The organism is Microbispora hainanensis (assembly GCF_036186745.1).
GTDB lineage: Bacteria > Actinomycetota > Actinomycetes > Streptosporangiales > Streptosporangiaceae > Microbispora.
This window is the reverse complement of sequence record NZ_CP108086.1, coordinates 4,218,125-4,244,739: the sequence shown is the minus strand read 5'-3', so window position 1 is coordinate 4,244,739 and position 26,615 is coordinate 4,218,125. Positions and strand designations below refer to the sequence as shown.

Sequence of the window (26,615 nt, the reverse complement as noted above, 5' to 3'; positions counted from 1 at the left end):
GGGGGGTGTTCCGTGATCCTTCCGCGATGCATCCTCTGGGCATGGAACACGCGATATGTGTACGCGGCCTGACGAAACGGTACGGCGACGTGCAGGCCGTCGCGGGCCTCGACCTCGATGTCGAGCACGGCGAGGTGTTCGCCGTCCTCGGCCCGAACGGCGCGGGCAAGTCGACCACGGTCGAGATCCTGGAGGGGTATCGCCGGCGAGACGCGGGAGAGGTCACCGTCCTGGGCAGGGACCCGGCCCGGCCGACCCGCGAGTGGCGGTCCCGGATCGGCATCGTGCTGCAGAGCTCCGACGACCGGGCGGAGCTGACCGTACGGGAGACCCTCCGGCACTTCGCCACCTACTACGCGAACCCCCGCGACCCGGACGAGCTCATGGAACAGGTCGGGCTCGCCGACAGCGCGGGCAAACGCATCCGCCAGCTCTCCGGCGGCCAGCGCCGCCGGGTGGACGTCGCCCTCGGCGTCATCGGCCGCCCCGAGCTGCTGTTCCTCGACGAGCCGACGACGGGTTTCGATCCCGAGGCGCGGCGGCGGTTCTGGGAGCTCATCGAGGGGCTGGCGCACGACGGCACGACGATCGTGCTGACCACCCACTATCTGGAGGAGGCCGAGACCCTGGCCGACCGCGTGGCGGTCGTGGCGCGGGGACGCGTGGTCGCCCAGGGCGACCCCGCCACGCTGGGCGGCCGGGCCACCGCCAGGGCCAGGGTGGCCTGGTCGGACGGCGAGATCGAGACCGACACCCCCACGGAGGTCGTCCTGGAGCTGTCGCGCAGGTACGACGGGGAGATCCCCGGGCTCACCGTCACACGGCCCACGCTTGAGGACGTGTATCTCCGCCTCATCGAGGCGGAGGAGCCATCTGCCGGCAGCGCCCCGGAGACCCCCGCCGAACCCGTGGAGAGCACGCCATGACCACCCCACTCCGTCACATGATCACCACCCCGGGCGCCGCCCGCCCGTACGGAGAGGGCGGCATGACCACCACTCCGGCCGACGTCCCGCCTGTGGAGAGCACGCCATGACCACCACCCCCGCCCCCGATGTGGCCCTGCCGTCCCCGCTGAGGATCGCGCTGGCCCGCGCGGCCGTCGAAACGAAGGTGCTCTTCCGGGAGAGGGACGCCGTCGTCTTCACCTTCGCCCTGCCGATCGTGTTCCTGGTGCTGTTCGCCGCGATCTTCTCCGGCAGCGCCGAGGGGACCGGCGTCACCGTCGCCCAGCTCTACACCGCCGGGCTCATCGGCTCGGGCGTGATGGGCACGGGGTTCCAGAACCTCGGCATCGGCATCGCGGGCGACCGGGACGACGGCACGCTGAAGCGGCTCGTCGGCCTCCCGATGCCGCGTGCGGCCTACTTCATCGGCAAGATCGCCAGCGTGCTGGTGATGACGGTGCTCCAGGTCGCAATCCTGCTCGCCATCGCGGTGCTGTTCTACGACCTGGAGCTGCCCTCAGAGGTGTCGGCCTGGCTCACGTTCGCCTGGGTGTTCGTGCTCGGCGTGTCGGCCGCCTCGGTGCTCGGCATCGCCGTCAGCGGCCTGCCCCGATCGGGCAGGAGCGCGACCGCGGTGATCAGCCTGCCGTTCGTCGTGCTGCAGTTCGTCTCCGGGGTCTTCATCCCGATCACGGAGCTGCCCGACTGGTTGGTGAACGCCGCCTCGATCTTCCCGCTGAAGTGGATGTGCCAGGGGTTCCGATCCGTCTTCCTCGGCGACGCGGGGGCCGCCCTCGAACTGACCGGGTCGTACGAGCCGGTCAGGGTGGCCCTGGTCCTGGGCGCATGGCTCGTCGGTGGCCTCGTGCTCTGCGTGACGACGTTCCGATGGAAGGGGCGGCGCGACGGGTAAGGCCGATCACGCACCGGGGATGCCGTTCGCACGCGCTTCTGTAATTGCCGATGCAATTGCAGCGAGATCGATCTATCCCAATTGGTAAGCGTGCTGACCTCTTGACGGCTATGTCAAGCTATTGAGCGTCTTTGGCATAGCACGAGAGTGCCCATTTCCCAGCACTTCCACAAAAAGGATCTTGCGTTCATAATGGGGACTTCTGGGGGGACCATGACAGTGTGAGGTGAAAAGTGGCGGGACGGGACTATCGGGGGATGTCGGCTGCCGAAAGGCTTGCAGACAGGAGGGAAAGGCTCATATCGGCCGCCTACACCCTGTTCGCCCAACCCGGCTTCCACGCGACCACCATCGAGAGGCTGTGTGCGACCGCGCGCATCTCCAATCGCGCCTTCTACGAATGCTTCTCCAGCCGTGAGGATCTGATGCGCGCGGTTTACGAGCGGTGCATCGAGGAGACCCTCGCCTCGGTCAGCGAGGCCATCGACACGGCCCCGTCGACGCTCGACGACCGAATCGTCGCCGGCATCGCCGAATACATCCGCTTCGTCACCAAGGACGTGCGGCGCGCCCGTCTCATGCACCTGGAGGTCAGGCGGGCGGGCAACGTGCTCAGCGGCGCCCGTCAGCAGGCGGTGGCGTCGTTCACCAAGGTCATAGAGTCCTCGGCGCGGGGCACGCGCGTGCCCGCCCTCGATCTCCACCTGCTGGCGCTCGGCCTCATCGGCGCGATCACCGAGTTACTCATCGAGTGGGTGATGAGCGAGCCCTCACCGCCCACGGAGCAGCTGATCGACACCGCCGTGTACATCTTCCGCCGCACCTTCTCCTCCGACGGTCCCCTGGCGGCCTCCGCCGGGTGAGACAGGGCGGCCGCCCCCGGGGGAAGCGGAGCGCGGCGACTACGCTGAGCCGCATGACCCGAGCCGACAACGACACACCGGTCGTCCTGTCCAAGATCTACACGAAGACGGGCGACGACGGCACGACCGCACTGGGCGACATGAGCCGCACCCGCAAGACCGATCCCCGCCTGGCCGCCTACGCGGACGTGGAGGAGGCCAACGCCGCCATCGGCGTCGCGCTCGCCACGGGCGGCCTGTCCGAGGACGTCACGGCCGTCCTGAGCCGGGTGCAGAACGAGTTGTTCGACGTCGGCGCCGACCTGTGCACGCCGGTCGCGCAGGAGCCCGATCCAGAAGATCGGGACTACATTCCGCCGCTGCGGGTCGAGGAGCCGTACATCGCCTGGCTGGAGGAGCAGTGCGACCGGTTCAACGCGGAGCTGAAGCCGCTGCGCAGCTTCATCCTGCCCGGCGGCGCGCCCGCCGCGGCCTCCCTCCACCTCGCCCGCACGGTCGTACGGCGAGCCGAGCGGTCGGCGTGGGCGGCGCTGGAGGAGCACGACGACATGAACCCCCTGACGGCCAAGTATCTGAACCGCCTGTCGGACCTGATGTTCATCCTCTGCCGCGTGGCGTCCGCCGGCGACGAGATCCTCTGGAGGCCAGGCGCCACCCGCTGAGCGCAACCGATGGGCGCGCCCACGGCGAATGTCAGGCGGCGTCGAGATGGGCGCTGGGCGGGGCCGACTCCAGCCAGGCGAGGAAGCCGGTGAGGGCGTCCTCGCTCATCGCCAGGGACAGCGGGCCGCGTTCTGCCGAGCAGACGACGGTCCAGTAGCCGGCGGGCCCCTCACCCGTGTCGAGCATCCTCCGGCTGGAAACGGTGAGGCCGCGCCTCGCGATAGCGTGGCGCGGCCTCAGGCCGAATCCCAGGAACGGAATCCAGTGGAGCTCTCCCCCTACGTAGCGGGCGACCCCGCTCTTCCAGCTCCCCTGGCCGTGCCGTACTCGGCAGACGATCGTGCCCCGGGCCCGGGCCAGGACGAAGCCCCGGAGGACGAGGAGCGCGGCCACGGCGAAGACGCCCGCGAGTATCTCAAGCGCCGCCAATGCCGCCCTCCTCCTGGTGTCAGACCTCTTCGCCGGCCGCCCGAAGCCGGGCCGCCGCACGCTTGGCCTGAAGTCGTGCGTCCGCGTCCTCCTGGTCGGCCTCGATCGAGGCCTGAGCACGCTGCAGCGCGTCCTTGGCCCGTGCCACGTCGACCTCGGAGCCGAGCTCGGCCGCCTCGGCCAGGATCGACACGTCGTTGTCGGCGACGGAGATGAATCCGCCGTGCACCGCGGCCACGAGGTCGCCTTCGTCGCCGCGCTTGACGCGCAGCACTCCGCCCTCGACGAGGACACCGAGAACGGGAGCGTGGTTCGGCATAATACCGATCTCGCCGTCCACGGTCTTGGCAATGACCATGTCGGCCTCGCCCGTCCAGATCTCACGTTCCGGCGACACGACGCCCACGCGAAGCTTTGCCACTTCTCAGCTCCCTTTCGACGGACGCCCGTGCGGCGCGGCCGGAGCCGTGCCGCACAGGCGTCGAAGGCGTCCTAGCGCTCGAGTTCCTTCGCCTTGGCGATGGCCTGCTCGATGCCACCGACCATGAAGAAGGCCTGCTCGGGCAGGTGGTCGTACTCGCCGGCGCACAGGCCCTTGAACGAGGCGATGGTCTCGTCCAGCGGCACGAACTCACCCGGCTGACCGGTGAACGCCTCGGCGGCGTACATCGGGTGGGACAGGAACCGCTCGATGCGGCGCGCCCGCTGGACGGTGACCTTGTCCTCTTCGGAGAGCTCGTCGATGCCCAGGATGGCGATGATGTCCTGCAGTTCCTTGTACTTCTGCAGGATCCGCTTGGTCTCCTGGGCGACCGCGTAGTGCTCCTCACCGATGATCTGCGGGTCGAGGATCCGCGAGGAGGAGTCGAGCGGGTCCACCGCGGGGTAGATGCCCTTCTCCGAGATCGGCCGGGACAGAACGGTCTGCGCGTCGAGGTGCGCGAACGCGTTGTGCGGCGCCGGGTCGGTGATGTCGTCCGCGGGCACGTAGATCGCCTGCATGGAGGTGATCGAGTGACCACGGGTCGAGGTGATGCGCTCCTGGAGCACACCCATCTCGTCGGCGAGGGTCGGCTGGTAACCCACGGCGGACGGCATACGGCCGAGCAGCGTGGACACCTCGGAACCCGCCTGGGTGAAGCGGAAGATGTTGTCGATGAACAGCAGCACGTCCTGCTTCTGCACGTCGCGGAAGTACTCCGCCATGGTCAGAGCGGACAGCGCCACCCGCAGACGGGTGCCCGGGGGCTCGTCCATCTGGCCGAAGACGAGCGCGGTGTCCTTGAGGACGTCCGCCTCCTCCATCTCCAGCCACAGGTCGTTGCCCTCACGGGTGCGCTCGCCGACGCCCGCGAACACCGAGGTGCCCGAGAACTTCAGCGCGACGCGGCGGATCATCTCCTGGATCAGAACGGTCTTGCCGACGCCCGCGCCGCCGAACAGACCGATCTTGCCGCCCTTAACGTACGGCGTGAGCAGGTCGATGACCTTGATGCCGGTGGGCAGCATCTCCGTACGGGCCTCGAGCTGGTCGAAGGCCGGTGCCGGACGGTGGATCGGCCAGCGCTCGTTGACCTGGATGGAGGCCTTCGGCGCGTCGAGCGGCTCGCCGAGGGCGTTCCACACGTGGCCCTTGACGGAGTCGCCGACCGGCACCGAGATCGGCGCGCCGGTGTCGGTGACGGCCGCACCGCGGACCACGCCGTCGGTGGGCTGCATGGAGATGGCCCGGACGATGTTGTCGCCGAGGTGCTGGGCGACCTCGAGCGTCAGGGTCTTGGTCTCCTCGCCGAGCGTGACGTCGACGGTGAGCGCGTTGTAGATGTCCGGCATGGCCTCGACGGGGAACTCCACGTCGACGACCGGACCGGTGACGCGGGCGACACGGCCCACGGTGGTCTCAACAGTCTGTGCGGTCATTTCACTCTTTCCCCGCTGCGGCGTCAGCCAGCGCGTTCGCGCCACCGACGATCTCGCTGATTTCCTGGGTGATCTCGGCCTGACGCGCCTGGTTCATCTGCTGGGTGAACACGCGGATGAGCTCGTTGGCGTTGTCGGTGGCCGACTTCATCGCGCGGCGCCGGGCGGCGTGCTCGGAGGCCGCCGACTGGAGCAGCGCGTTGTAGATGCGCGACTCGATGTAGCGCGGCAGCAGCGAGTCGAGCACGTCACCCGCCGTCGGCTCGAATTCGTAGTAAGGCGGGATGCCCTCCGGGGCCGTCTCCGCCTCCTCGACCTCGAGCGGCAGGATCCGCTTGACGATCACGTTCTGCGTCAGCATCGAGACGAACCCGGTGTAGACGACGTGGATCTCGTCGATCCCGTCCTCCGCCTTGAACGCCGTGATGAGCGCGTCGGCGATCTCCTTGGCGTTGGCGTACGACGGGTTGTCGGAGAAGCCGTCCCACTCGCCGAACATCTCCCGGCTGCGGAAGCGGTGCCAGGTGATGCCCTTGCGGCCCACGACGTACGGCTTCACGGCCAGGCCGCGTCCGGTGAGGTGGCCCTTCAGCGCCTCGGCCTCACGGAGGATGTTGGCGTTGTAGCCGCCGGCGAAGCCGCGGTCGCTGGTGACGATCAGGACGCCGGCCGTGGCCGGCTGCTCCTTGGCCACCGTGAGCGGGTGGTCGACGTTCGTCGTGTTCGACAGGACGGCCGACACCGCGTGGGTGATCTCCCGCTCGTACGGCACGGCCGCCTGCATCCGCTGCTGCGCCTTGACGATGCGCGACGAGGCGATCAGCTCCTGCGCGCGGGTGATCTTCGCGGTGGACTTGACCGACTTGATCCGCCGCCGCAGCTGTCGAAGCTGGGCACCCATGGGTTACTTCGCCTCGACCTTGCGGACGTGCTTGACGACCTTCTCCTGGCCGACCTCGCTGGCGTCCAGCGCCTCCACCGGCTCGTCGTTGACGAGCAGCTGACCGCTGGAGGTGGTGAAGCCCTTCTTGAACTCCGTGATGGCGTCCTTCAGGGCGGTCACCGTGTCGTCCGTCAGCTCCTTGGTCTCGCGGATGCTGTCGAAGACACCCTTCTGGGCGGTGCCGAGGTAGTCGAGGAACTCGGCCTCGAAGCGGCGGATGTCCTCGACCGGCACGTCGTCCAGCTCGCCGGTGGTGCCGGCCCACACCGAGACGACCTGCTTCTCGACCGGGAACGGGCTGTACTGCGGCTGCTTGAGCAGCTCGACCAGGCGGGCGCCGCGCTCCAGCTGGGCGCGGGAGGCCGCGTCCAGGTCGGAGGCGAAGGCCGCGAAGGCCTCCAGGTCGCGGTACTGGGACAGCGACAGACGGAGCGTGCCGGCCACCTTGCGCATGGCCTTGACCTGGGCGGAACCACCGACTCGGGAGACCGAGACACCGACGTTGATCGCCGGGCGGACACCGGCGTTGAACAGGTCGGTCTCCAGGAAGCACTGGCCGTCGGTGATGGAGATGACGTTGGTCGGGATGAACGCCGACACGTCGTTGCCCTTGGTCTCGATGATCGGCAGACCGGTCATCGAGCCGCCGCCCATCTCGTTGGAGAGCTTGGCGCAGCGCTCCAGCAGACGCGAGTGGAGGTAGAAGACGTCGCCGGGGAACGCCTCACGGCCCGGCGGACGACGCAGCAGCAGCGACACGGCGCGGTAGGCGTCGGCCTGCTTGGTCAGGTCGTCGAAGACGATCAGCACGTGCTTGCCCTGGTACATCCAGTGCTGGCCGATGGCAGAACCGGTGTACGGGGCGATGTACTTGTAGCCCGCGGGGTCGGAGGCCGGAGCGGCGACGATGGTCGTGTACTCCAGCGCGCCCGCCTCCTCGAGGCGGCCACGGACCTGGGCGATCGTGGAGCCCTTCTGGCCGACGGCGACGTAGATGCAGCGAACCTGGCGGTTCGGGTCGCCGGAGAGCCAGTTCTCCTTCTGGTTGAGGATGGTGTCGACCGCGATCGCGGTCTTGCCGGTGCCGCGGTCGCCGATGATCAGCTGACGCTGGCCGCGGCCGATCGGCGTCATGGCGTCGATCGCCTTGAGGCCGGTCTGCAGCGGCTCCTTCACCGGCTGACGCTGGACCACCGAGGGGGCCTGCAGCTCGAGGGCGCGGCGGCCCTCGGCGGCGATCGGGCCCTTGCCGTCGAGCGGGTTGCCCAGGGGGTCGACCACGCGGCCGAGGAAGTCGTCGCCGACCGGCACCGACAGGACCTCGCCGGTGCGGCGGACCTGCTGGCCCTCCTCGATGCCGCTGAAGTCGCCCAGGACGACCGCGCCGATCTCGCGGACGTCGAGGTTCAGCGCCAGACCACGGGTGCCGTTCTCGAACTCCAGCAGCTCGTTCGCCATCGCCGAGGGAAGGCCGGAGACATGGGCGATGCCGTCCCCGGCGTCGACGACGGTCCCGATCTCCTCGCGCGCGGCACCTTCCGGCTCGTACGCCTGGACGAAGCGCTCAAGGGCGTCCCGGATCTCGTCCGGCCGGATCGTAAGCTCCGCCATCTCTTTCTTGTCTCCCTATTCGCCTCAGCCGGCCAACCGGCGGCGGACTTCTTCGATACGTCCGGCGATCGTGGTGTCGATGTAGTCGTCTCCGACTCTGACGGAGAACCCACCGAGCACCTCCGGGTCCACCTCGACGTTCAGGTGGACGTCTCGCCCGTAGGTGGTTCGCAGCCAGGCCGCGAGCCGCTGCTTCTGCTGCTGTGAGAGCGGCACCGCGCTGCGGACCACACCCACCAGGCGCTCGCGCGCCCGCGCGACGATCCAGCCGAACTCCTCCAACGCAGTTTCCAGGCTACGTCCCCGCGGGTGCACAACGGCCTGCGTGACGAGCCGGACGGTGGAGGGGGCGGCCTTCCCGCCGAGCAACGTGGCGAGCAGGTCGCGCTTGCGCTCGGCCGGTACGGCCGGGTCGCTGAGCGCGCGGCGCAGCTCCGGGTTGGCGGCGAGGATGCGGCCGAAGCGGAACAGCTCGTCCTCGACGTCGTCGAGGCGGCGGTCCGACTCGGCCTCGGCGGCCGCGGACATCACGCCGATACGCTCAAGGGCGTCCGGCAGGTCGCCGGCCTTGGACCACTTCGCCCTGACCGCGGCGACCGCGATCTCCAGTGCGGCGTCGCCGACCTTGCCCTGCAGCAGGGAGCGCAGGACGCTCTCCTTCTGCTCGGCCGGGCGCGAAGGGTCGGAAAGACCCCGCCGCAGCCCGTGCTCGCGGTCGAAGAGGTCGGCGACGGCGAACAGCTCCTCGGCGAGGGCACCGAGGTCGGCGGTCGCGGCGGCGGTGTTGAACCGCTCCTCGACCTCCGTCAGGGCGGTCCTGCTGAGGCCGCGCATCAGCGGACCGCCTCCGGACGGCCCTCGAGCTCTTCGAGGAACCGGTCCACGATGCGGCGCTGGCGGGCCTCGTCCTCGAGCGACTCGCCGACGATGCGGCTCGCCAGCTCGGTGGACAGGCGCCCGATCTCACCGCGCAGCTGCGTGAACGCCTGCTGACGGTCGGCCTCGATCTGGGCGTGGGCCGCCTCGATGATGCGCCGCGCCTCGGCCTGGGCCTCCTCGCGGAGCTCGGCCTTGATCGCGGCGCCCTGCTCACGGGCCTCCTCGCGGAGACGGGCCGCCTCCTGGCGGGCCTCCGCGAGCTGCGCCCGGTACTGCTCCAGAGTGCGCTGGGCTTCGGCCTGGGCGTCCTCGGCCTTCTTGATGCCGCCCTCGATAGCCTCGGTCCGCTCGGCCAGCGTCTTCTGGATGCGCGGGGTGAGGATCTTTCCGACGACGAGGAAGACGACGAGGAAGGCGAAGCTGCCGACGACCAGCTCGTAAGCGTGCGGAATGAGGGGGCTCTCGCCCTCCGCCGCGAGGAACGTAGCTGCCAGAGTCATAGGTGCAGCCTTCCTTCAGAGTGGGTACGTCAGTAGATGAACGGCGCGACGAGGCCGATCAGGGCCAGCGCCTCGGTGAGAACGAAGCCGAGCAGCATGTTCTGGCGGATGAGGCCGTACGCCTCGGGCTGACGGGCGATGGCCTGCACGCCCTGACCGAAGATGATGCCCACGCCGATGCCGGGGCCGATGGCGGCGAGGCCGTAACCGACGGCGCCAAGGTTGCCGGCGACTTCAGCGAGAACGCTCATTGCTGTTCTTCCTTTACTGGTCGGCCGGTGAGTGTGCTCTCACCGGTCTGGTCTACGTCGAAAGGTCGGGTCTGGGGAGATCCGTCAGTGCTCGGCGTGGAGCGAGTTGCCGATGTACATGGCGGCCAGCATCGTGAACAGGAACGCCTGCAGGAACTCGATGAACATCTCGAAGCCGGTCATCGCGATCGTCATGATCACACCGACGACACCGAGGCCCGCACCGAGGGGAGTCGGCTTCTCGAAGAGGAACCAGAAGCCGACCATGCTGAAGAAGGCCAGGATGAGGTGGCCGGCGAACATGTTCGCGAAGAGTCGGACGGCGTGCGTGAACGGCGCGATGATCAGGTTCGACAGGAACTCGATCGGCGCGAGCAGCACGTAGATCGGCTTGGGCAGCCCGGGCGGGAACATCATGTTCTTGAAGTAGCCGCCGAGGCCCTGGTGCTTGATGCCCAGGTAGATCTTGATCACGTAGATGGTGATCGCGAAAACGATGGGGAACGCGATGTGCGACGCCACGGGGATCTGGATCAGCGGGATGACGCCGAAGAAGTTCCACAGCAGGATCAGGAAGAACAGGCTCAGGAGCAGCGGCATCCACCGCTCGGCGTCCTTGCCCAGGAACGGCCGGGCCACCTGATCGCGGACGAACTGGTAACCCATCTCGCCGAGGTTCTGCATTCCCCGGGGAACAAGCTTGGGGTTGGCGAAGGCACTCCAAGCGAGGGCGCACACCACGACGGCGCCGAAGAGCGCCATCAGCACCGGCTTGGTCAGCCAGTACGGCGCACCGTCATAGAGCGGAGGGAAGTCGAAAATCGACGGTCCCGGCGCCTTGAAGTCGTCGGCGACGACCATGAGGGGGGTCACCTGGCCACCTCGCCTACCTGCTCGAGGCCGAATGCCCGAAGCATGTGCTTGTTCGTCCGTTCGCTACGCTCGCGCACGGGCGTTCCCTTCAACGATTGGATCAACAGAAGAGCGTGGGAAGCGGGCCGGCTGTCAGCGGCCGTACTTCAGATAGACGAGGTAGGCAGCCAGCCCGACCCCGAGAATGACGCCTATGGGGATGAACGCGTGCACGCCGGTCCACCAGCTCAGCAACCAGCCGAGGCCGCCCCATACCAGGATCCCGGACAGCAGATAGCTCGGGACCGACCAGGCGGCGTCGGCGAAGTCGCGGCCGTCGGTCTCGGGCCTGCGCTCCTGTTCGCTCATCGCGGCACGACGATAGCAGGAGCCATGCGGACTAGTCATATCGGGCTGCCCCGTACGCATGGTCATCCGCGCCCCTGCCCGGGAACCTTCGCCTCAGGCTCCACGTAGAGCATCTTCAGTTTCATGAATCCGCGCATCTCACCGATGGTCCAGGCGAGCGTGCAACCGATGACGCTCAGCGCGAACACGCGGGAGTCGAACGCGGTGGTGCCCTCGAAGGCTTTGAGCATCGCCATGATCGCCAGAACCTTGACGACATAGCCCAGCACGGCGGCCGCCATCATCGCCATAGGCGAGACCCGGCCCGCCCAGGAGACGACGACCAGACCGATGGTGAAGAAGGCCGCGACAAGGACGAGACCGATGCCGGCGCCCAACGCACCCTTGGCCCCGGTCGTGAACACCGCGATGAGCGCGGCGAGGAGACCGACGACCAAGGTCGGCACGGCGGCGCCCTTGAGAACGCGCACGTCGTTGGCCTGCAATGGGACTCCAGAATCGGTTGTCAAACGAGCGATTGCTACCTGCCGGGACGTCGTTGGCCTCGCCCCTTGCTAGTGAAAGCTATCACAAGCCCCGGAGTGCCACCTTTACCTGCCGTTTCGGGTCGCCGTCGACCTGCGGGGACGGCTCATGGGATGGCCCGGCGGACGGGCTCGGGGGACGGGCCTGGGGAACGGGCCTGGGGAACGGGCTCAGCGGAAGGTGCCGGTGTCGGCGCGGGAGGTGGTAGGGGGAACGCCCGGGCCACCCGGGGCGCCCGGGGCGCCCGGGGCGCTCTGTCCCGGGTAGGGGTTGCGACCCTGCGCCGGAAGCCTGCCCGGACCCGCCTGTCCAGGACCCGCCTGTCCAGGAACCGCCTGACCCGGCGCGGCCTGACCCGGCGCGGCGGAGTCACCGGGCGTGACCGGAGGGGCGGGCGGGGGGACGACGGGATAGACGAGCGTGTCGTGTTCGGAGATCCCGCGAATGGCAGGACCGGTGGCGGGCGGACGGTTCCCCGTCGCATGCGCCCCGGCCTTCTGGCCGCCCTGGCCGCTCCCGTCTCCCTTGTCGTCATGCGTCACCGTACGGCGCGATCGCCACCGCGGCAGGCCCATGATCACCAGCACCGCCACGGCGAGCACGATCGTCAAGGGGAACACGATGAACGGCACGCGGCCGATCGACAGGCCCACGATCGCGAAGGCGAACAGGAACGTCCAGGCGTACATGATCAGGACGCTGCGCCGGTGGGAGTGGCCGATGTCGAGCATCCGGTGGTGCAAATGGCCGCGGTCGGGGGCGAACGGGGACATACCCGCCGATGTACGGCGGACGACCGCCATGATCAGGTCGGCCAGCGGCAGCACCACGACCGCGATCGGCAGGATCAGGGGCAGGATCACCGGGAACCGGTTGAGCTTGCCGACCACCGCGTCCGGCTCGACCGACGACAGGCTGGTGATCAGCGAGGTGGCGAGCAGCAGGCCGAGCAACATGGCGCCGGTGTCGCCCATGAAGATCTTGGCGGGATTGAAGTTGTGCGGCAGGAAGCCCACGCACATCCCGATGAGGATGGCCGCGATGGCGGCCGTCCCGTTGATCCGCGAACCGCTCGCGGTCTGCTGCAGCACGATCGAGTAGGCGAAGGTCGCCATCGCCGCGATGGCGACGATGCCCGCGGCCAGGCCGTCCAGACCGTCGACGAAGTTCACCGCGTTGATCACGACAACGACGATCATGATGGTGAGGATCGTGTGCAGGGTGTCGTCGAGGGCCTGGGAGCCGCCCATCGACTGCGGCAGCGGCAGGAACTGCAGATATACGCCGAAGTAGACGAGCAGCCCGCCCGCTGCGATCTGGCCGCCCAGCTTCACCAGCGCGTCCATGCCGAGCCAGTCGTCCAGGAACCCGGTGAGGACGATCAGGCCGCCGGCCGCGAGGAGCGCGGTCACCGTCTTTCCCGTCTGGCCGCTGTCGAACGCGCCGCCGACGTACGGCAGGTTGCTCGCCACCAGCAGGGCCGCCACCATCCCGCCGAACATCGCGAGCCCGCCCAGACGCGGGGTGGGCACCGTGTGCACGTCCCGCTCCCGCACCTCGGGGGCCGCGCCGATGCGCAGCGCGAACACCCTGACCGGCGGCACCAGCAGGTAGGTCACCGCAGCCGCCACGAGCGCCAAGAGGAGATATTCGCGCACGGACCTAGTTTCCTGGATAGGCGGATCAGTTGTGACGGGCAAAAGACATAGATCGCCCTATCCCTGACGGGGATATGCCGGATGCGTCGCGGTCAGCCCCTTTACCCGTTCGAGGACCGACGTTATCGCACCTGGGCGCCGGATGGCCCGGACGATGAGAGACGCGGTCTCTCTCAGTTCCGCCGCGGCCCATCCCCTGGATGGTCGTGCAGAGCGTGCCGGCCCTGATCCCGGAGGCCGCGGTCGCGGACGCGGGATCGTACGGGATCGCGTTGTGATCGAGCAGGATGCCTGCCTCGGCGCAGCGCCGCTCCGCCTCCGCTCCGCGCACTCGGCGCCGCGCAGGTCGACCAGCGCGAGGTGGGTGTCGGTGCCGCCCGACACCGGGCGCAGCCCCTCGGCCGCCGGCCCCTCCACCAGGGTCCTGGCGTTGTCCGCCGCCGCCGCGGCATAGGCGCGGAACTCGTGGCGTAGGCGCGGCACTCGGGGCGCAGCGCCTCGCCGAACGCAATCGATCAGCCGGGAATACGCCGTGGCGCCGCAGACGATCACCCGGGGGACGGTGGCGCAGCGCCAGGTCCCGCACCTCGTCGTAGTCGATCGTCTCGGTGTCCCGCCGCACGCCGTAGGAGACGACGTCGAACCGTCTGCCGGAGAAACCGGCCTTGGACCCGTGGGTGATGCGGCCGCCGTGCTCCAGGGCGAGCGCCGGGACCGTGTCGCCCGGCTGCGGAAGGGCCGCGTACGCCGCCAGGATGGCCGTGGTGCCGCTGTAGGGCTGCACGCGTTGGCATGATCGACCCGAACAACCGCTTGGCCCGCTCTACGGCGATCTCCTCGGCGCGGCCGGCCTCCTCGCAGCCGCGGTAGTACCGGTGGCCCGGGTAGCCCTCGGCATGCTTGTCGTTGAGCACCGAGCCGAGCGCGGCGAGGACCGCGGGCGAGGACAGGTTCTCGCCCGCGGTGAGCTGGAACCCGCCCCGCGGCCGGGCGACGTCCGGATCCTGCGCGGCGAGCCGGGCGAAGTCAGGACCGTAGAACGGCTCCGAACTGTCCGTGGAACCGCCTCACGTGTCTTCGCTCCAGGCGAAGACATCGCGGGTCAGAGGGCTGTTCAGCGGTCGCTCGGGAGTGCGTTCAGGATGTGAAGGCGTGCGGCGCGCCGGCCTTGGCCGGGATCCAGCGCGGCGTGTCCGCGGCCTGATCGCTGATCGCCGTGAGCACCGCCTGGCGGTACATCCCGAGCCGGTTGCGCCATTCCGCCAGGTCCTGGACGTACCGCTCGGCGACCGGAGCGTCCCACACGTCCCTGCTCCGGGCCCTCTCGTACGGCTTGTCCAGCGACTTGGTGAGCTGGTCCATCAGCGGGACCACCTGCAGCCACAGGTCGACGAGCTTCTGGTATTCCGGGTTGAACACCCAGCCCGTCGGCTGCCCGCCGGGCGACAGCAGGTCGGTGCTCGACGGCGCCGGCGGGGTCTCCCCCGGCTGCAGCGGAGTCGGCGCCGGCGGGTCGACATAACTCACGATCGCGCCTCCTGTGCGAAGCCGGCCAGCACGCCGGCGTTGGTCGTCGCCTGTCCTGCCCCGGACACCCCGGCGGCCCGCCGCCCGGCTCCGCTCGCCGGGTCGCACCACCCCGCACCGTCGTCCGGCCGCCGCGCGGCGCTGCCGATCCGCGTGAGTACGGCCGCTTCCGGGTGTCGCGGGGGTCGGATCCCTGCGCGTCCACGCGGGTACGTCGCTCGCACGCCTCACTTCTCCGGCTTCTGGATGATGACCTCGACGGCTTCGACGCTGCCGGCGGGTCCGTCTGGCTCGACCTTCCTCGCCACCCAGTCGCCCTTGCCCCACTCCCCTTCCGGGACACGTACGTCCGGCATGTCCACGGGCTCGACGTCCCGGTGGTGGTCCACCAGCATGCGCGGCACGGCCTCGTCGCCTGAGTGGCGGGCGGGATAGCCGAGCACGTCCCCGGGCTGCGCGGCGGCGAACGATCGGGCATCGGGTGCCGGGGCCTGGCCGGGGCCCGGAGTCCTCGTCGTGCCGTGGGTCTCCGCGCCGTTCGTCCCCGCGCCGTTCGTCCCCGCGGCGTGCCCTGCCGCGTGGTGTGCGCCATGATCATGCGTTCCCGCATGGTGCACGCCGTGGTGATGTGCCGCCCCCTGGCCGGGAGCGCCATGCGTCGCCGCGTCGTGCGCACCCGCGCCGTACGCCCCCGGGTTGTGCGTCGCCGCGCCGGATGTGCCGGGGTTGTGCGTCGCCGCGCCATGCGGGGACGCGCTGGATGCACCCGGGTTGTGCGTCGCCGCGTCGCCTCCGGCCATCCCGGTCGCGCGCGTACCGGCATCGTTGTCGCACGGTCGCCCGCTCGAGTCGGGCGCGCCGTCGGCCCTGTCGCTCACACCGGTCGCCCCGATGTGACCCGTCGCGCCGTCGCCACCGGCACCCGCCGCGCTCGCGGTTCCCGCCGTCCCGGCCGCGTGGCCGTCTCCGGCCGCCCCTACGGTGGGCAGGCTGCCGGTCGCCGTGCCGGTCGTACCCGCGGCGTGCCCGCCACCAGAAGTGCCCACCGCCGGCAGGTCGCCGGTCACCGTCCCCGTCCCGCCCGACGCGGCAGGCGATTGCGAAGGTGCCGCATCGGCCGTGCCCGTGGCACCTGCCGATCCTGCCGCGTGAGCCGCGCCGCTCGCCGCGTTCGTCCCCGCCGATGCCGCAGGCGTCGCATCGGCCGCCGAGCCCACCGGATGAGCGGGCGCGGGCGCCCCGGGCGCGGGAGTGGCAGGGGTGGCGTCGGCCACACCGGCTGGCTGGGCGGTCACGGTCGGCACAGGCGCAGGGGTCGCGCCAGCCGTACTCGTGGCACCCGCCGCAGTCACAGGATGCGAGGTTCCGGTCGCCGTATCAGGCGTGGTCGCCGTGGGCGCAGGATGCGGAGTTCCGATCGCCGTATCGCCCGTACCCGTTGTGGTCGCGGCGGGTGCCTGATGCGGAGTTCCGGTCGCCGTGGCGGGCGTACCTGCTGTCTGTGCCGTACTAGCGGTCCCCGCCGACTGTGCCGTGCCGGTCGTATCTGCCGTCTGCGGCGTTCCGCCCGCACCAGTCGCACCGCTCGCGCCGACCGCGTCGCCCGGGTGAGAGGTCCCGGTCGCAGTGCCGCTTACGACCGTGTCGCCCGTGTACGCATGACCACCGCCGCTCGCCGCCACCACAGTGTGGCCGGCGGAAGTCCCCTGCACGGTGTCAGAGGCGCCCGTCGCGAACGGATCAACGGAGAGGTTGTCGGCAGGCGTGCCGACGTATGCGCCCATGGGATCGCCAGGCGCGAGGCCGGGCTGCGGAGGCTTGTTCGCCGCCGGATTGGTCGGCTCGGCGGGTGGCACCAATCCGGGCGGCCCGTCCGGGTGCGCACCGGTGGCGCTCGCCGTCTGCGCGTCCGCGCCGGGTATGTCGATCGGCTGGACGCCCTGCGCCTGCTCGGCGCCGGGCTGGATCAACGGGGTGCTGACGACCTTGACACCGTCGACTACGGTCACCTGCCGACCGGCGGGGTCGATGTCGTCGGGGTGGTCCTTGCCGGGGGTGTCGTAGATCGCGGAGTCGCTTCCGCCCGTGGAGGGGGGCTGCTCCCCCGCCGCCTTCGAATCGACCGGCGTCGCCTGAGCCGCGCTCGATCCCGGGTTCTGGCCCGGGTTCTGGGTCTGTCCCTGTCCCGGGTCGACCGGCGTCCCCTGCCCCGCGCTCGGCCCCGCGCTCGGCCCCGGGTTCTGGCCCGGATTCTGGGTATTTCCCTGTCCCTGGTCGACGGGCCGCTGCTGCCAACCGCCGTCGGACTGGCTCTGAGCGGCACTTTGATTGTCGCCGACGGGCTGGACGTGGCCCGTGCCTCCCTGATCCTGACCAACGACCTGATCGCCGCCGACCGGCTGACCCGGGGCGGCAGGCCGGTCCAGGCTCGCGCCCTGGCCGATGCCCTGGCCCGCGCCCTGGCCGATGTCCTGACCCACGCCCTGGCCGATGCCCTGACCCACGGTCTGGCTGTCGCCGGTCGGCGGCGTCTGCACCGCGCTTTGTCCCGCGGCCTGTCCTGCGCTCTGTGCCGTGCCCTGGCCGATGCCCTGGCCCACACCCTGGTTGTCGCCGGTCGGCTGACCCGGGCCGATGGGGTGGTGAACCTGGCCGGAGCCGACGTTCGCACCTGCGTCGCCGGTGCCGCCTACGGCGCCGTTGGCGCCCGCTTGGCCCACACCGGAGCCGGCAGATACGCCGGACCCGGTCGCGGTGCCGGATCCAGGCGTACCGCCGCTGTCGCCACTCGCACTCGTGGGCGGAGGCGTCCCCGTGCCCGAACCCGTGCCCGAACCAGTGCCCGTGCTCGCACCCGCGCCTGCACCTGTAGCCGTGCCCGTGGACGTGCCCGCGCCTGTGGCCGTACCGGCGTCGGCGGCGGGGTGGGCCGGACCGTGCGTCGAGGATGGCATCTGAGGGAGGGAACCCTCGATGGTGCCGTAAGCGGGCTTGTCCGCGAGCTTCGCTTCGGCCGCGCCCTGGCCTCCTCCGCCGCTGCTCGCGCGGGCCGCGCCGTCGGCGGCGCCGTGCGCCCGGTGGGAGGTCTCCCCCTTCGCCGCGCCGGAGTCGCCAGAACCGTGCGACGACGTCTTGTGGGCGTTCTGCGTGTCGTGGACCGCCTTGCCCTCGGGCCTGGCCTCCGGCTTCGCGTCCGCCTTGTGGTCGGACCTGCTGTCGGTCTTGTGGTCGGACTTGGTGTCGGACTTGTGCTCGTCCGGCTTCGCGTCCGCCTTGCCGTCGCCCTTGGCGTCCGGCTTCGCATCGGCCTTGTGATCAGCCTTGCTGTCGGCTTTGTGCTCGGACTTGCCGTCCTGCTTGTGATCCGTCTTGTGGTCGGGCTTGTCGCCCTGCGTGCTGGACGGCGCGGGATCGTCGGCGGGCATGGTGGTGTCCCGCTCCTCCGTGAAGGAGGCCCCGCGGGTCGTCGGGACCGTGCCCGCGCTCTGCTGTTTCTCCTTCTTCTCCAGCAGGGTCACGCGCTTGGTGACGTCCTTGACCATCGTCGTGCACGCGTCGGCGACCTGTGACGGCCGGTGGGTCACGTGCACCGAGACGCCGGCCGTACGCGTCAACTGGGTGATCCGGGCCTCGATGCCGTCCATCTGCTTCGCTGCGTGCTGAACCTCCGACAGCAACTCACGGACGAGCTTCGGATCCATCCCGTCGAGCTTGGCCATGGGCGCGCCTCCACAGAGATATCGGCGCACTTCACGGTAGCCGGGGTGGCATCGGTAAAGAAGCCCGATAGCCAGACGGCATCGATCGCCCTGATCAGAGCCGTGACGACATCTCGATATGCGAGACGTACGCCCGGATCGCGGTCACTCCTCGGTCGCGAGGTATCCCACGAGGGCGCGGATCTTGTCCACGGGGATCGCGCCCTTGCGCAGCACCCGGGGCACGGCCGTGGTGAGATCGACGATCGTGGACGGAACGGAGTCCGCACAGGGGCCGGCGTCCAGATAGACGTCCACCGCGTCGCCGAGCTGCTCCTCGGCCTCGTCCACCGTGGTGGGCGGCGGGTTGCCGGACCGGTTGGCGCTGGAGACCGCCATGGGGCCGGTCTCCTTGAGGAGGTCCAGCGCGACCGGGTGCAGCGGCATGCGGACGGCGACCGTTCCCTTGGTGTCGCCGAGGTCCCACGACAGCGACCGGTTGGCCCTGAGTATGAGTGTGAGCGGCCCGGGCCAGAAGGCGTCCACCAGGTCCTGCCCGTACGTCCCGAGGCTCTCCACGAGGGCGTTGGCGGCCCGTACGGTGCCCACGAGGACGGGCACGGGGATGTCCCTGCCCCGGCCCTTGGCCTCCAGCAGGGCGTTGACGGCGGAAGGGGTGAAAGCGTCGGCGCCGATCCCATAAACGGTGTCGGTGGGCAGCACCACGAGCTCGCCCCGCCGTACCGTCGAGATCGCCTCCGCCAATCCGGTCATCCGCTCCGTCTGGTCGGCACAGTCAAACCGTCGGCTCACGAAGCCATCCTTCCACGTGTCCCGTCCGAATCCGCCGCCGCGTGGCCACGGCCCGGGCCGTTCGCGTCAGTCCGGGGTCGGCCCGGAATCAGTCCATGCTCAGCCGGGCGGTGACGAACCTGTCCCGGCCGGTCAGGTCCTGGCGCAACCACACGTCGCGCCAGCCGTTCTCCTCGGCGAACAGCCAATAGACGGCGTTGCCCTGCTGGTCGGCGTGCTCGACCACGGCGAACCCGCCCGGCCGCAGCAGCCGTCGCGCCGTACGCTCGACGGCTCTCACCTCGTCGAGCCCGTCCTCCCCCGACCCGTAGAGGGCCCGCGAGGGGTCGTAGTCGCGCACCTCGGGATCGCGCGGGATCGCACCGGGCGGGATGTACGGCGGGTTGGAGATGACCAGGTCGACCTGGCCGTCCAGCTCCGGCAGGCAGTCGGCCAGGTCCTCGGGATGCAGGGTCGTCCGGCCCTGGCCGTGTTCGAGGATGTTGCGCTTGGCCCAGCCGTACGCCACGGGGTCGATCTCGACGGCGTGCACCTGCGCCAGCGCGACCTCCTGGGCGATCGACAGCGCGATGGCCCCGGAACCGGTGCCGAGGTCGACCACGACCGGAGAGGCGACGTCCATCTCGCGCAGCCGGTCGATCGCCCAGCCGGCCACGACCTCGGTCTCCGGCCTGGGCACGAACACGCCGGGGCCGACCTCCAGGGAGAGGTAGCGGAAGTAGGCCCGGCCCGTGATGTGCTGCAGCGGCTCGCGTGCCTCGCGCCGGGCGATGCCCTCCCAGAACCGCGCGTCGAAGTCGGCGTCCTTGACCGTGTGCAGCATGCCCCGCGGGACGCCGTGGATGAACGCCGCGATCTCCTCGGCGTCCGTGCGCGGTGACGGCACTCCCGCCTCGGCGAGCCGGGCGGTGGCGAGGGCGATTTCGTCGAGCAGGAAGGTCATGGTCTCTTACAGCACGGTCCTCGCGGCGTGGCCGGGGAAACGCCGGTCGTGGGCAGACGAGCCGCCGTAGCCGGGGAAACGCCGGTCGTGGGCAGACGAGCCGCCGTAGCCGGGGAGACGTCGCTCATGAGCAGACGGGCGGCCGGGACGGCCCATCGTCGTTCGACGTCCCACGTCCATCACCGCTTCTCCCATCGTCCCCTCATCAGGCTCGCCGCGGGCTCACGAATGAGCGGACAGCTTCTCCGCGAGTTCCGCGTCGAGCAAAGCCTGTATCACCGCGTCGAGATCGCCGTCCAGGACTTGGTCCAGGTTGTAGGCCTTGAAGCCCACCCGGTGATCGGAGATGCGGTTCTCCGGGAAGTTGTAGGTGCGGATGCGCTCGGAGCGGTCGACCGTGCGCACCTGCGACTTGCGCTCGGCCATCGCCGCCGCCTCGGCCTCCTCCTGCGCCATCGCGAGCAGCCGGGCGCGCAGGATGCGCAGCGCCGACTCCTTGTTCTGGAGCTGGCTCTTCTCGTTCTGGCAGGAGACGACGACACCGGTCGGCAGGTGGGTGATCCGCACGGCCGAGTCGGTCGTGTTGACGCTCTGGCCGCCGGGGCCGCTGGAGCGGAACACGTCGATTCGCAGGTCGTTGGGGTCGATCTGGACGTCGACCTCCTCGGCCTCGGGGTAGACGAGCACACCGGCGGCCGAGGTGTGGATGCGGCCCTGCGACTCGGTCACCGGCACCCGCTGCACGCGGTGCACGCCGCCCTCGAACTTGAGCCGCGACCAGACGCCCTCCCTGCCCTTGATGGCGACGGTGACGTCCTTGTAGCCGCCGAGATCGGAGTGCTGGGCATCGATGATCTCGGTCTTGTAGCCGATCCGCTCGGCGTACCTGAGGTACATCCTCAGGAGGTCTCCGGCGAACAGGGCGGACTCCTGGCCGCCCTCGCCCGCCTTGATCTCCATGATGACGTCCTTGTCGTCGTTGGGGTCGCGCGGGACAAGGAGACGGGTGAGCTTCTCCTCCAGCACCGGGATGCGGCCTTCGAGCTCGGCCGCCTCCTCCGCGAACGCCGGGTCCTCCGCCGCCAGCTCACGCGCGGCAGCGAGGTCCTGCCGTACGCCTTCGAGCTCCCGGTAGGTCGCGACGATCGGCGTGAGCTCCGCGTAACGCTTGCCGTACGTCCGCGCCTTGCTCTGGTCGGCGTGCACGGCGGGGTCGGCGAGCCGCAGTTCCAGATCCGCGTACTCACTCATGATCTCGTCGAGGTTCACCGCACGCTCCTTTGCTCAAGCTCCTCGGTAAAGGCCGTAATCACCAAGAACGCCGACCCGGAGACGCCCCGCGAGAGGGGCGCCCCCGAGCCGGCGTCCTGGAGGAGCTACTTGCTCTGGGCCTTCTTGCCGAAGCGCGCCTCGAAGCGCGCCACCCGGCCACCGGTGTCGAGGATCTTCTGCTTGCCCGTGTAGAAGGGGTGGCAGGCGGAGCAGACGTCGGCGTGGATCACGCCGTTCTTGGCGGTGCTACGCGTGGTGAAGGTGTTCCCGCAGGTGCAGGTCACCTGGGTGACCACGTACTCCGGGTGGATGTCGGGCTTCATGTCTCAGTCCTAACGCTAGGCGCGGTCGCCGGGTCGCTTTCGCCTGTCACGGCCTGCGCGCATCGGCACACCTGTGATGCGCGGCTGCGGGAACCGGTACCGCTGCGGTTCGGCTACCAGTGTGCCAGATCCACCAACCATCCCAGGCCATCGGCTATTCCCAGGCCGGGCATCGTGGTGACCGGGGCGGCGGCGAGGGAGGCGGCGGGCGGGGTGCGGTGGTCTTCGGGCACGGATCGGCGGGTCACGCCGACGCCCCGTACGGCACGGGCCGTCCGGGGCGTCGGTCGGAAGGGCTTCAGTCGCGGTCGTTGCTGACCGTGGTCTTCTGCACCTGGAGCAGGAACTCGGCGTTGGACTTGGTCTCCTTCATCTTCTCGAGAAGGAGCTCCAGCGCCTGCTGCATGTCGAGGGCGTGGAGGACGCGGCGGAGCTTCCAGACGATCGACAGCTCCTCCTTCGCCATGAGGATCTCCTCCTTGCGGGTGCCGGACGCGTCCACGTCCACCGCCGGGAAGATGCGCTTGTCCGCGAGCGACCGGTTGAGCTTGAGCTCCATGTTGCCGGTGCCCTTGAACTCCTCGAAGATGACCTCGTCCATCTTGGAGCCGGTCTCGACCAGCGCCGTGGCGAGGATCGTCAGCGAGCCGCCGTTCTCGATGTTGCGGGCGGCGCCGAAGAACCGCTTCGGCGGGTAGAGCGCGGTCGAGTCGACACCACCGGACAGGATGCGGCCGCTCGCCGGCGCCGCGAGGTTGTACGCGCGGCCGAGACGGGTGATCGAGTCGAGCAGGACGACGACGTCGTGGCCCAGCTCCACCAGGCGCTTGGCCCGCTCGATGGCGAGCTCGGCGACGGTGGTGTGGTCCTCGGCCGGGCGGTCGAAGGTCGAGTGGATGACCTCGCCCTTGACCGACCGCTGCATGTCGGTGACCTCTTCCGGACGCTCGTCCACGAGGACGACCATCAGGTGGCACTCGGGGTTGTTGCGCGTGATCGCGTTGGCGATCGCCTGGAGCACCATCGTCTTGCCGGCCTTGGGAGGCGACACGATGAGGCCGCGCTGGCCCTTGCCGATCGGCGAGACGAGGTCGATGATCCGCGTGGTCAGGACGTTGGGCTCGGTCTCCAGGCGCAGGCGCTCCTGCGGGTAGAGCGGCGTGAGCTTGTTGAAGTCGGGCCGCTGACGGGCCTGCTCCGGGTCCATGCCGTTGACGGTGTCGAGGCGGACGAGCGCGTTGAACTTCTCGCGCCGCTCGCCGTCCCTCGGCTGCCGGACGGCGCCGGTGATGACGTCGCCCTTGCGCAGGCCGTTGCGGCGGATCTGGGCGAGCGAGACGTAGACGTCGTTCGCGCCCGGAAGGTAGCCGCTGGTGCGCACGAAGGCGTAGTTGTCGAGGATGTCCAGGATGCCGGCGATCGGGATCAGGACGTCGTCCTCGCTGATGACCGGCTCGTTGCCCTCGAAACGGTCGCGCCCGCGGCGGCCGCGCTCCCGGAAGCGGCCACGGCGCCCACGCCCGTCCTCGCCCTGCTGGTCGCCCTTGCCGTCGGCGCGGCCGTCCGTACGGCTGTCGCCGCGGCTGTCACGCCCGTCGGAGCGGTTGTCGCCGCGGTTGTCGCCACGGCCCTGCTGGTCACGACGGCCCTGGCCGCCGTCTCCCGTGTCGGCGGCGCGCTGGTCACCGCGCTGGTCACCGCGGCCGTCGCGCTCACGGCCCCGCTCGCCACGCTCACCGCGCGTGCGGCGCTCGCGGCGGTCGCCGCGCTCGGGCCGCTCGCTGCGGGTCTCCGGCTGGGCGGCGGCCTCGGCCTGCGGCTCGGCGACGGTGGCGGCGCCGTTCTGCGCGGCCTCGGCGGCCACGGCGGACGCAGCCTCGACCACGGGACGCTCCTCACGAGCCGCGGCGACGGGCTCGGCGGCCGGCGCCGGCTCGGGCGCGGAAGCCTGGGCGGCGCGGGAACGTTCCCGGCGGCCACGGGCGGGGCGCTCAGCGGCGGCGGGCGCTTCTGCGGCGGCCTTCGGCTCGGGCGCGGACTCTCCCGATCCGCCCTGCTTCTCCTGGATGGCCGCGATGAGCTGGCTCTTGCGCATCCGTCCGGTCCCCGTGATGCCGAGGCTGGTCGCCAGGGCCTGAAGCTCGGGGAGCACCATGCCAGCCAGGCCGGTGCCGGAGCGACGTCGCGGACGGGCCGGGGCGGAAGTGGGGGTGTCGCCGGCGGCCTGGCCGTCGGAGAGGAGTTCGGTGGTGTCGCTCAACTAAGGGTCCTTCCCAGGGGTCGGGCGCCAGAATCGTGCGTCCAGGCGTCCCGGTGATGCGACCCGGCGGGACAGACCGGGTCGGGCTTCGCGAATCTCATGTGTCGATGACCCTCGGGATCCGCGAGCGGTAGGTGCCCGGGGGCGATCCCCCGGATTGCCGCCACCGACCAGATGTCTTGGTGGTTCGAACGCGCATGTCTCCGAGAACGCCGCCTCTGGTCATGCCACCCGGAGGTGTGCCGACTGGAGGAAACGGTTTCGGGGAAATCGCCCTGCCCGCGTCGAAGGACGCGAGGCGAAGTGCAGCGATGTGCGAATGACAAGCACGCACCCAACACGGGGGCACCTGGTGCGGCTATCAGCCTAACATCACCAGCGCGCACAGCTATTCCCTGAAGGTCGAAGAAGCATCAGCGTGTCTCGGGAAACCGAACGTACGCACCAAGCGGGTCGACGTTCATTGGCTGGATGTGCCAGTCATTACCCACTTCTGGCGCGATCAAATCCTCGGTGTCCCGTGTCGTCAGTGCGAGAACCGTCGGACCGGCCCCCGAGACGACGGCGGGCACCCCGGCCTCGCGGAGCCGTCGCACCAGTTCAGCGGTGCGGGGCATCGCGGGAGCGCGGTACCACTGGTGCAGACGGTCTTCGGTGGCGGCGAGCAGGAGATCCGGTTCCGGTCTCTGCGTGAGCGCCGCGACGAGCAGAGCCGCCCGCCCCGCGTTGGCCGCCGCGTCGGAATGCGGTACGTCCTTCGGCAGCAGCCCCCGAGCCTCCTCCGTGGACAACCGGAAATCCGGGATCAAAACCACCGGCCGGACGTCCTCGTGCGGACTCAGTTTCACCATACTCGCCACCCCCGACTGGTCGGTCCAGGCGATGGTGAGTCCGCCCGCCAGGCACGGCGCCACGTTGTCGGGATGCCCCTCCAGCTCCGTGGCCAGCGCGAACACCTCCGCGTCCGGCAGATCCCCCGCGCCCCGCGCGCGTACGAGTTCGCGGGCGGCGAGGATGCCGGCGCAGATCGCCGCGGACGACGAGCCGAGCCCCCGCGCGTGCGGAATGCGGTTGCGGCAGCGCAGCGCGACGCCGTCCGGCTGGGCGAACCCCATGCGGTCGAACGTCGCCCGCATCGTCCTGACGACGAGGTGGCCCTCGCCCTCGTCCAGCTCACCGGCGCCCTGGCCCTCCACCTCGATCCGCACGCCGGGCGAGCCGGAGATCTCGGCCTCCACCTCGTCGTACAGGTCGAGGGCGAGGCCGAGGCTGTCGAAACCGGGGCCGAGGTTGGCGCTCGTCGCCGGCACGCGTACGACGACGCCGTGACTGTCCGTCAATTCGTCACCTGAACCCTTTTATGGGCGGGAATAGGGGCCGGTCAGGCAAGTCCGAGCGCGGCCGCGGCGGCGTAGGCGTCGATCGGGATCGTCACCGGCGCCGGGGCGCCGGAGATGGCCCAGTCGGGGTCCTTCAGGCCGTTGCCGGTCACGGTGCACACGACCCGCTGCCCGGGCGTGAGCAGGCCCTGCTCGTGCGCCTGGAGCAGGCCGGCGACGCTCGCGGCGGAGGCGAGCTCGACGAACACGCCCTCCTCCTGCGCGAGCAGCTTGTACGCCGCGGCGATCTGGCGGTCGGTCACGGCCTGGATGTCGCCGCCGGACTCGTCGCGCGCGGCCTCGGCGAGCCGCCACGAGGCGGGGTTGCCGATCCTGATCGCCGTGGCGATCGTCTGCGGGTGGGTCACGGGGCTGCCGCCGACCAGCGGCGCCGCGCCGCTCGCCTGGAACCCCAGCATGCGCGGGCGCTTGGTGGCCAGGCCGTCCTCGGCGTACTCCTTGTAGCCCATCCAGTAGGCCGAGATGTTGCCGGCGTTGCCGACCGGGATGCAGTGGACGTCGGGCGCGTCGCCGAGCGCGTCGACGATCTCGAAGGCCGCCGTCTTCTGACCCTGCAGGCGGTGCGGATTGACGGAGTTGACCAGCGCGATCGGGTAGGTCTCCGCGAGCTTCCTGGTCATCTCAAGGCAGTCGTCGAACGAGCCCTCGACCTGGAGCAGCCTGGCGCCGTGCACCAGCGCCTGGGCGAGCTTGCCCATCGCGATCTTCCCGCGCGGCACGAGGACGGCGCAGGTCAGCCCGGCCCGTACGGCGTAGGCGGCGGCCGAGGCGCTGGTGTTGCCGGTGGACGCGCAGATGACGGCCTGGGCGCCCTCCTCGACGGCCTTGCTGATCGCCACGGTCATGCCGCGGTCCTTGAAGCTGCCGGTCGGGTTGAGACCCTCGACCTTGAGGTGGACGTCACAGCCCGTGATCTGGGACACCCGCCTGGCCGGGACGAGCGGCGTGCCGCCCTCGAGCAGGGTCACCACTGGCGTCGTCGTGGAGACCGGCAGACGGTCACGGTACTCCTCGATCAGGCCACGCCAAGCCCTGAACATTGGTCGCTCCTCCCAC

26 protein-coding genes and 3 pseudogenes are annotated in these 26,615 nt (G+C 70.1%); 5 read left to right on the top strand and 24 right to left on the bottom strand.

Annotated elements, in window-relative coordinates:
* Positions 1-41 precede the first annotated feature (41 nt).
* The 5 genes and pseudogenes from OHB01_RS19925 to OHB01_RS19905 all read left to right on the top strand — a co-directional run bounded on the left by OHB01_RS19925 (position 42) and on the right by OHB01_RS19905 (position 3,385).
* A complete protein-coding gene (locus OHB01_RS19925; protein ID WP_142647142.1) occupies positions 42-926 on the top strand; it encodes an ABC transporter ATP-binding protein in 885 nt (294 codons plus the stop codon).
* Positions 927-1,032: 106 nt separating this feature from the next.
* Positions 1,033-1,860 carry an ABC transporter permease gene (locus tag OHB01_RS19920; RefSeq protein WP_142647143.1) on the top strand — a complete coding sequence of 276 codons (828 nt, stop codon included), beginning with the start codon at positions 1,033-1,035 and terminating at the stop codon, positions 1,858-1,860.
* 257 nt (positions 1,861-2,117) lie between these two features.
* Positions 2,118-2,285 (top strand): annotated as a pseudogene (locus OHB01_RS19915) (TetR/AcrR family transcriptional regulator); the annotation flags it as partial.
* Positions 2,286-2,723, top strand: coding sequence for a hypothetical protein (locus tag OHB01_RS19910; protein ID WP_328855897.1), 438 nt, complete (start codon positions 2,286-2,288; stop codon positions 2,721-2,723).
* Positions 2,724-2,776: 53 nt separating this feature from the next.
* Positions 2,777-3,385, top strand: coding sequence for a cob(I)yrinic acid a,c-diamide adenosyltransferase (locus OHB01_RS19905; protein ID WP_142647145.1), 609 nt, complete (start codon positions 2,777-2,779; stop codon positions 3,383-3,385).
* Positions 3,386-3,416: 31 nt separating this feature from the next.
* Here the strand turns inward: OHB01_RS19905 and OHB01_RS19900 are convergent, their stop codons facing one another.
* The 24 genes and pseudogenes from OHB01_RS19900 to thrC all read right to left on the bottom strand — a co-directional run bounded on the left by OHB01_RS19900 (position 3,417) and on the right by thrC (position 26,599).
* A complete protein-coding gene (locus tag OHB01_RS19900) occupies positions 3,417-3,815 on the bottom strand; it encodes a DUF2550 domain-containing protein (protein ID WP_142647146.1) in 399 nt (132 codons plus the stop codon).
* Between the two features lie 19 nt (positions 3,816-3,834).
* Positions 3,835-4,236, bottom strand: coding sequence for a F0F1 ATP synthase subunit epsilon (locus tag OHB01_RS19895; protein ID WP_079320504.1), 402 nt, complete (start codon positions 4,234-4,236; stop codon positions 3,835-3,837).
* A 71-nt stretch (positions 4,237-4,307) separates the two neighbouring features.
* Complete coding sequence (atpD, locus tag OHB01_RS19890) at positions 4,308-5,735, bottom strand: F0F1 ATP synthase subunit beta (protein WP_142647147.1); 1,428 nt, start codon at positions 5,733-5,735, stop codon at positions 4,308-4,310.
* 1 nt (position 5,736) lies between these two features.
* Positions 5,737-6,636, bottom strand: coding sequence for a F0F1 ATP synthase subunit gamma (locus OHB01_RS19885; RefSeq protein WP_142647148.1), 900 nt, complete (start codon positions 6,634-6,636; stop codon positions 5,737-5,739).
* Between the two features lie 3 nt (positions 6,637-6,639).
* Positions 6,640-8,289 carry a F0F1 ATP synthase subunit alpha gene (gene atpA, locus OHB01_RS19880; RefSeq protein ID WP_142647149.1) on the bottom strand — a complete coding sequence of 550 codons (1,650 nt, stop codon included), beginning with the start codon at positions 8,287-8,289 and terminating at the stop codon, positions 6,640-6,642.
* Positions 8,290-8,313: 24 nt separating this feature from the next.
* A complete protein-coding gene (locus OHB01_RS19875; RefSeq protein WP_142647150.1) occupies positions 8,314-9,123 on the bottom strand; it encodes a F0F1 ATP synthase subunit delta in 810 nt (269 codons plus the stop codon).
* A complete protein-coding gene (locus tag OHB01_RS19870) occupies positions 9,123-9,668 on the bottom strand; it encodes a F0F1 ATP synthase subunit B (RefSeq protein WP_142618976.1) in 546 nt (181 codons plus the stop codon). Before OHB01_RS19870 ends, OHB01_RS19875 begins: the two co-directional genes overlap by 1 nt.
* Before the next feature lie 29 nt (positions 9,669-9,697).
* A complete protein-coding gene (gene atpE / locus OHB01_RS19865; RefSeq protein WP_030510489.1) occupies positions 9,698-9,919 on the bottom strand; it encodes an ATP synthase F0 subunit C in 222 nt (73 codons plus the stop codon).
* A gap of 84 nt (positions 9,920-10,003) precedes the next feature.
* Complete coding sequence (gene atpB, locus OHB01_RS19860; RefSeq protein ID WP_260617204.1) at positions 10,004-10,792, bottom strand: F0F1 ATP synthase subunit A; 789 nt, start codon at positions 10,790-10,792, stop codon at positions 10,004-10,006.
* A gap of 132 nt (positions 10,793-10,924) precedes the next feature.
* Entirely contained in the window at positions 10,925-11,140 is a 216-nt protein-coding gene (locus OHB01_RS19855; protein WP_079320510.1) for a hypothetical protein, read from the bottom strand.
* A 62-nt stretch (positions 11,141-11,202) separates the two neighbouring features.
* Positions 11,203-11,625 carry a hypothetical protein gene (locus tag OHB01_RS19850; protein WP_142647151.1) on the bottom strand — a complete coding sequence of 141 codons (423 nt, stop codon included), beginning with the start codon at positions 11,623-11,625 and terminating at the stop codon, positions 11,203-11,205.
* 210 nt (positions 11,626-11,835) lie between these two features.
* Complete coding sequence (locus OHB01_RS19845) at positions 11,836-13,323, bottom strand: MraY family glycosyltransferase (protein WP_328855792.1); 1,488 nt, start codon at positions 13,321-13,323, stop codon at positions 11,836-11,838.
* A gap of 57 nt (positions 13,324-13,380) precedes the next feature.
* Positions 13,381-13,740 carry a hypothetical protein gene (locus OHB01_RS39935; protein ID WP_419197592.1) on the bottom strand — a complete coding sequence of 120 codons (360 nt, stop codon included), beginning with the start codon at positions 13,738-13,740 and terminating at the stop codon, positions 13,381-13,383.
* 199 nt (positions 13,741-13,939) lie between these two features.
* Positions 13,940-14,107, bottom strand: a pseudogene (locus OHB01_RS19835) (serine hydroxymethyltransferase); the annotation flags it as partial.
* A gap of 70 nt (positions 14,108-14,177) precedes the next feature.
* Positions 14,178-14,273, bottom strand: a pseudogene (locus tag OHB01_RS19830) (hypothetical protein); the annotation flags it as partial.
* 187 nt (positions 14,274-14,460) lie between these two features.
* A complete protein-coding gene (locus OHB01_RS19825; RefSeq protein ID WP_142618972.1) occupies positions 14,461-14,850 on the bottom strand; it encodes a hypothetical protein in 390 nt (129 codons plus the stop codon).
* A 227-nt stretch (positions 14,851-15,077) separates the two neighbouring features.
* Positions 15,078-18,569, bottom strand: a complete 3,492-nt coding sequence (locus OHB01_RS19820) for a hypothetical protein (protein WP_328855791.1) — start codon at positions 18,567-18,569, stop codon at positions 15,078-15,080.
* A gap of 144 nt (positions 18,570-18,713) precedes the next feature.
* The gene (locus OHB01_RS19815; RefSeq protein ID WP_142647154.1) at positions 18,714-19,361 is read right to left on the bottom strand and encodes an L-threonylcarbamoyladenylate synthase; all 648 of its coding nucleotides are present in this window, start codon (positions 19,359-19,361) and stop codon (positions 18,714-18,716) included.
* An 88-nt stretch (positions 19,362-19,449) separates the two neighbouring features.
* Positions 19,450-20,304, bottom strand: coding sequence for a peptide chain release factor N(5)-glutamine methyltransferase (gene prmC, locus OHB01_RS19810; RefSeq protein ID WP_142647155.1), 855 nt, complete (start codon positions 20,302-20,304; stop codon positions 19,450-19,452).
* Positions 20,305-20,526: 222 nt separating this feature from the next.
* Positions 20,527-21,573, bottom strand: a complete 1,047-nt coding sequence (prfA, locus tag OHB01_RS19805) for a peptide chain release factor 1 (protein WP_221889899.1) — start codon at positions 21,571-21,573, stop codon at positions 20,527-20,529.
* A gap of 107 nt (positions 21,574-21,680) precedes the next feature.
* Positions 21,681-21,899: a 50S ribosomal protein L31 gene (rpmE, locus tag OHB01_RS19800; protein ID WP_079317149.1), complete on the bottom strand. Its 219-nt coding sequence runs from the start codon at positions 21,897-21,899 to the stop codon at positions 21,681-21,683.
* Between the two features lie 298 nt (positions 21,900-22,197).
* The gene (rho, locus tag OHB01_RS19795; protein WP_328855790.1) at positions 22,198-24,159 is read right to left on the bottom strand and encodes a transcription termination factor Rho; all 1,962 of its coding nucleotides are present in this window, start codon (positions 24,157-24,159) and stop codon (positions 22,198-22,200) included.
* 413 nt (positions 24,160-24,572) lie between these two features.
* Positions 24,573-25,499 carry a homoserine kinase gene (gene thrB / locus OHB01_RS19790; protein ID WP_142647157.1) on the bottom strand — a complete coding sequence of 309 codons (927 nt, stop codon included), beginning with the start codon at positions 25,497-25,499 and terminating at the stop codon, positions 24,573-24,575.
* A gap of 41 nt (positions 25,500-25,540) precedes the next feature.
* A complete protein-coding gene (thrC, locus tag OHB01_RS19785) occupies positions 25,541-26,599 on the bottom strand; it encodes a threonine synthase (RefSeq protein WP_142647158.1) in 1,059 nt (352 codons plus the stop codon).
* Positions 26,600-26,615 lie beyond the last annotated feature (16 nt).

Bases quoted from the DNA above. Each gene is read 5' to 3' on its own strand.
- OHB01_RS19925 (WP_142647142.1), top strand. From the start codon at position 42: ATGGAACACGCGATATGTGTACGCGGCCTGACGAAACGGTACGGCGAC.
- OHB01_RS19920 (WP_142647143.1), top strand. From the start codon at position 1,033: ATGACCACCACCCCCGCCCCCGATGTGGCCCTGCCGTCCCCGCTGAGG.
- OHB01_RS19910 (WP_328855897.1), top strand. From the start codon at position 2,286: ATGCGCGCGGTTTACGAGCGGTGCATCGAGGAGACCCTCGCCTCGGTC.
- OHB01_RS19905 (WP_142647145.1), top strand. From the start codon at position 2,777: ATGACCCGAGCCGACAACGACACACCGGTCGTCCTGTCCAAGATCTAC.
- atpD (WP_142647147.1), bottom strand. From the start codon at position 5,735: ATGACCGCACAGACTGTTGAGACCACCGTGGGCCGTGTCGCCCGCGTC.
- OHB01_RS19885 (WP_142647148.1), bottom strand. From the start codon at position 6,636: ATGGGTGCCCAGCTTCGACAGCTGCGGCGGCGGATCAAGTCGGTCAAG.
- atpA (WP_142647149.1), bottom strand. From the start codon at position 8,289: ATGGCGGAGCTTACGATCCGGCCGGACGAGATCCGGGACGCCCTTGAG.
- OHB01_RS19875 (WP_142647150.1), bottom strand. From the start codon at position 9,123: ATGCGCGGCCTCAGCAGGACCGCCCTGACGGAGGTCGAGGAGCGGTTC.
- OHB01_RS19870 (WP_142618976.1), bottom strand. From the start codon at position 9,668: ATGACTCTGGCAGCTACGTTCCTCGCGGCGGAGGGCGAGAGCCCCCTC.
- atpE (WP_030510489.1), bottom strand. From the start codon at position 9,919: ATGAGCGTTCTCGCTGAAGTCGCCGGCAACCTTGGCGCCGTCGGTTAC.
- OHB01_RS19855 (WP_079320510.1), bottom strand. From the start codon at position 11,140: ATGAGCGAACAGGAGCGCAGGCCCGAGACCGACGGCCGCGACTTCGCC.
- OHB01_RS19820 (WP_328855791.1), bottom strand. From the start codon at position 18,569: ATGGCCAAGCTCGACGGGATGGATCCGAAGCTCGTCCGTGAGTTGCTG.
- prmC (WP_142647155.1), bottom strand. From the start codon at position 20,304: ATGACCTTCCTGCTCGACGAAATCGCCCTCGCCACCGCCCGGCTCGCC.
- rpmE (WP_079317149.1), bottom strand. From the start codon at position 21,899: ATGAAGCCCGACATCCACCCGGAGTACGTGGTCACCCAGGTGACCTGC.
- thrC (WP_142647158.1), bottom strand. From the start codon at position 26,599: ATGTTCAGGGCTTGGCGTGGCCTGATCGAGGAGTACCGTGACCGTCTG.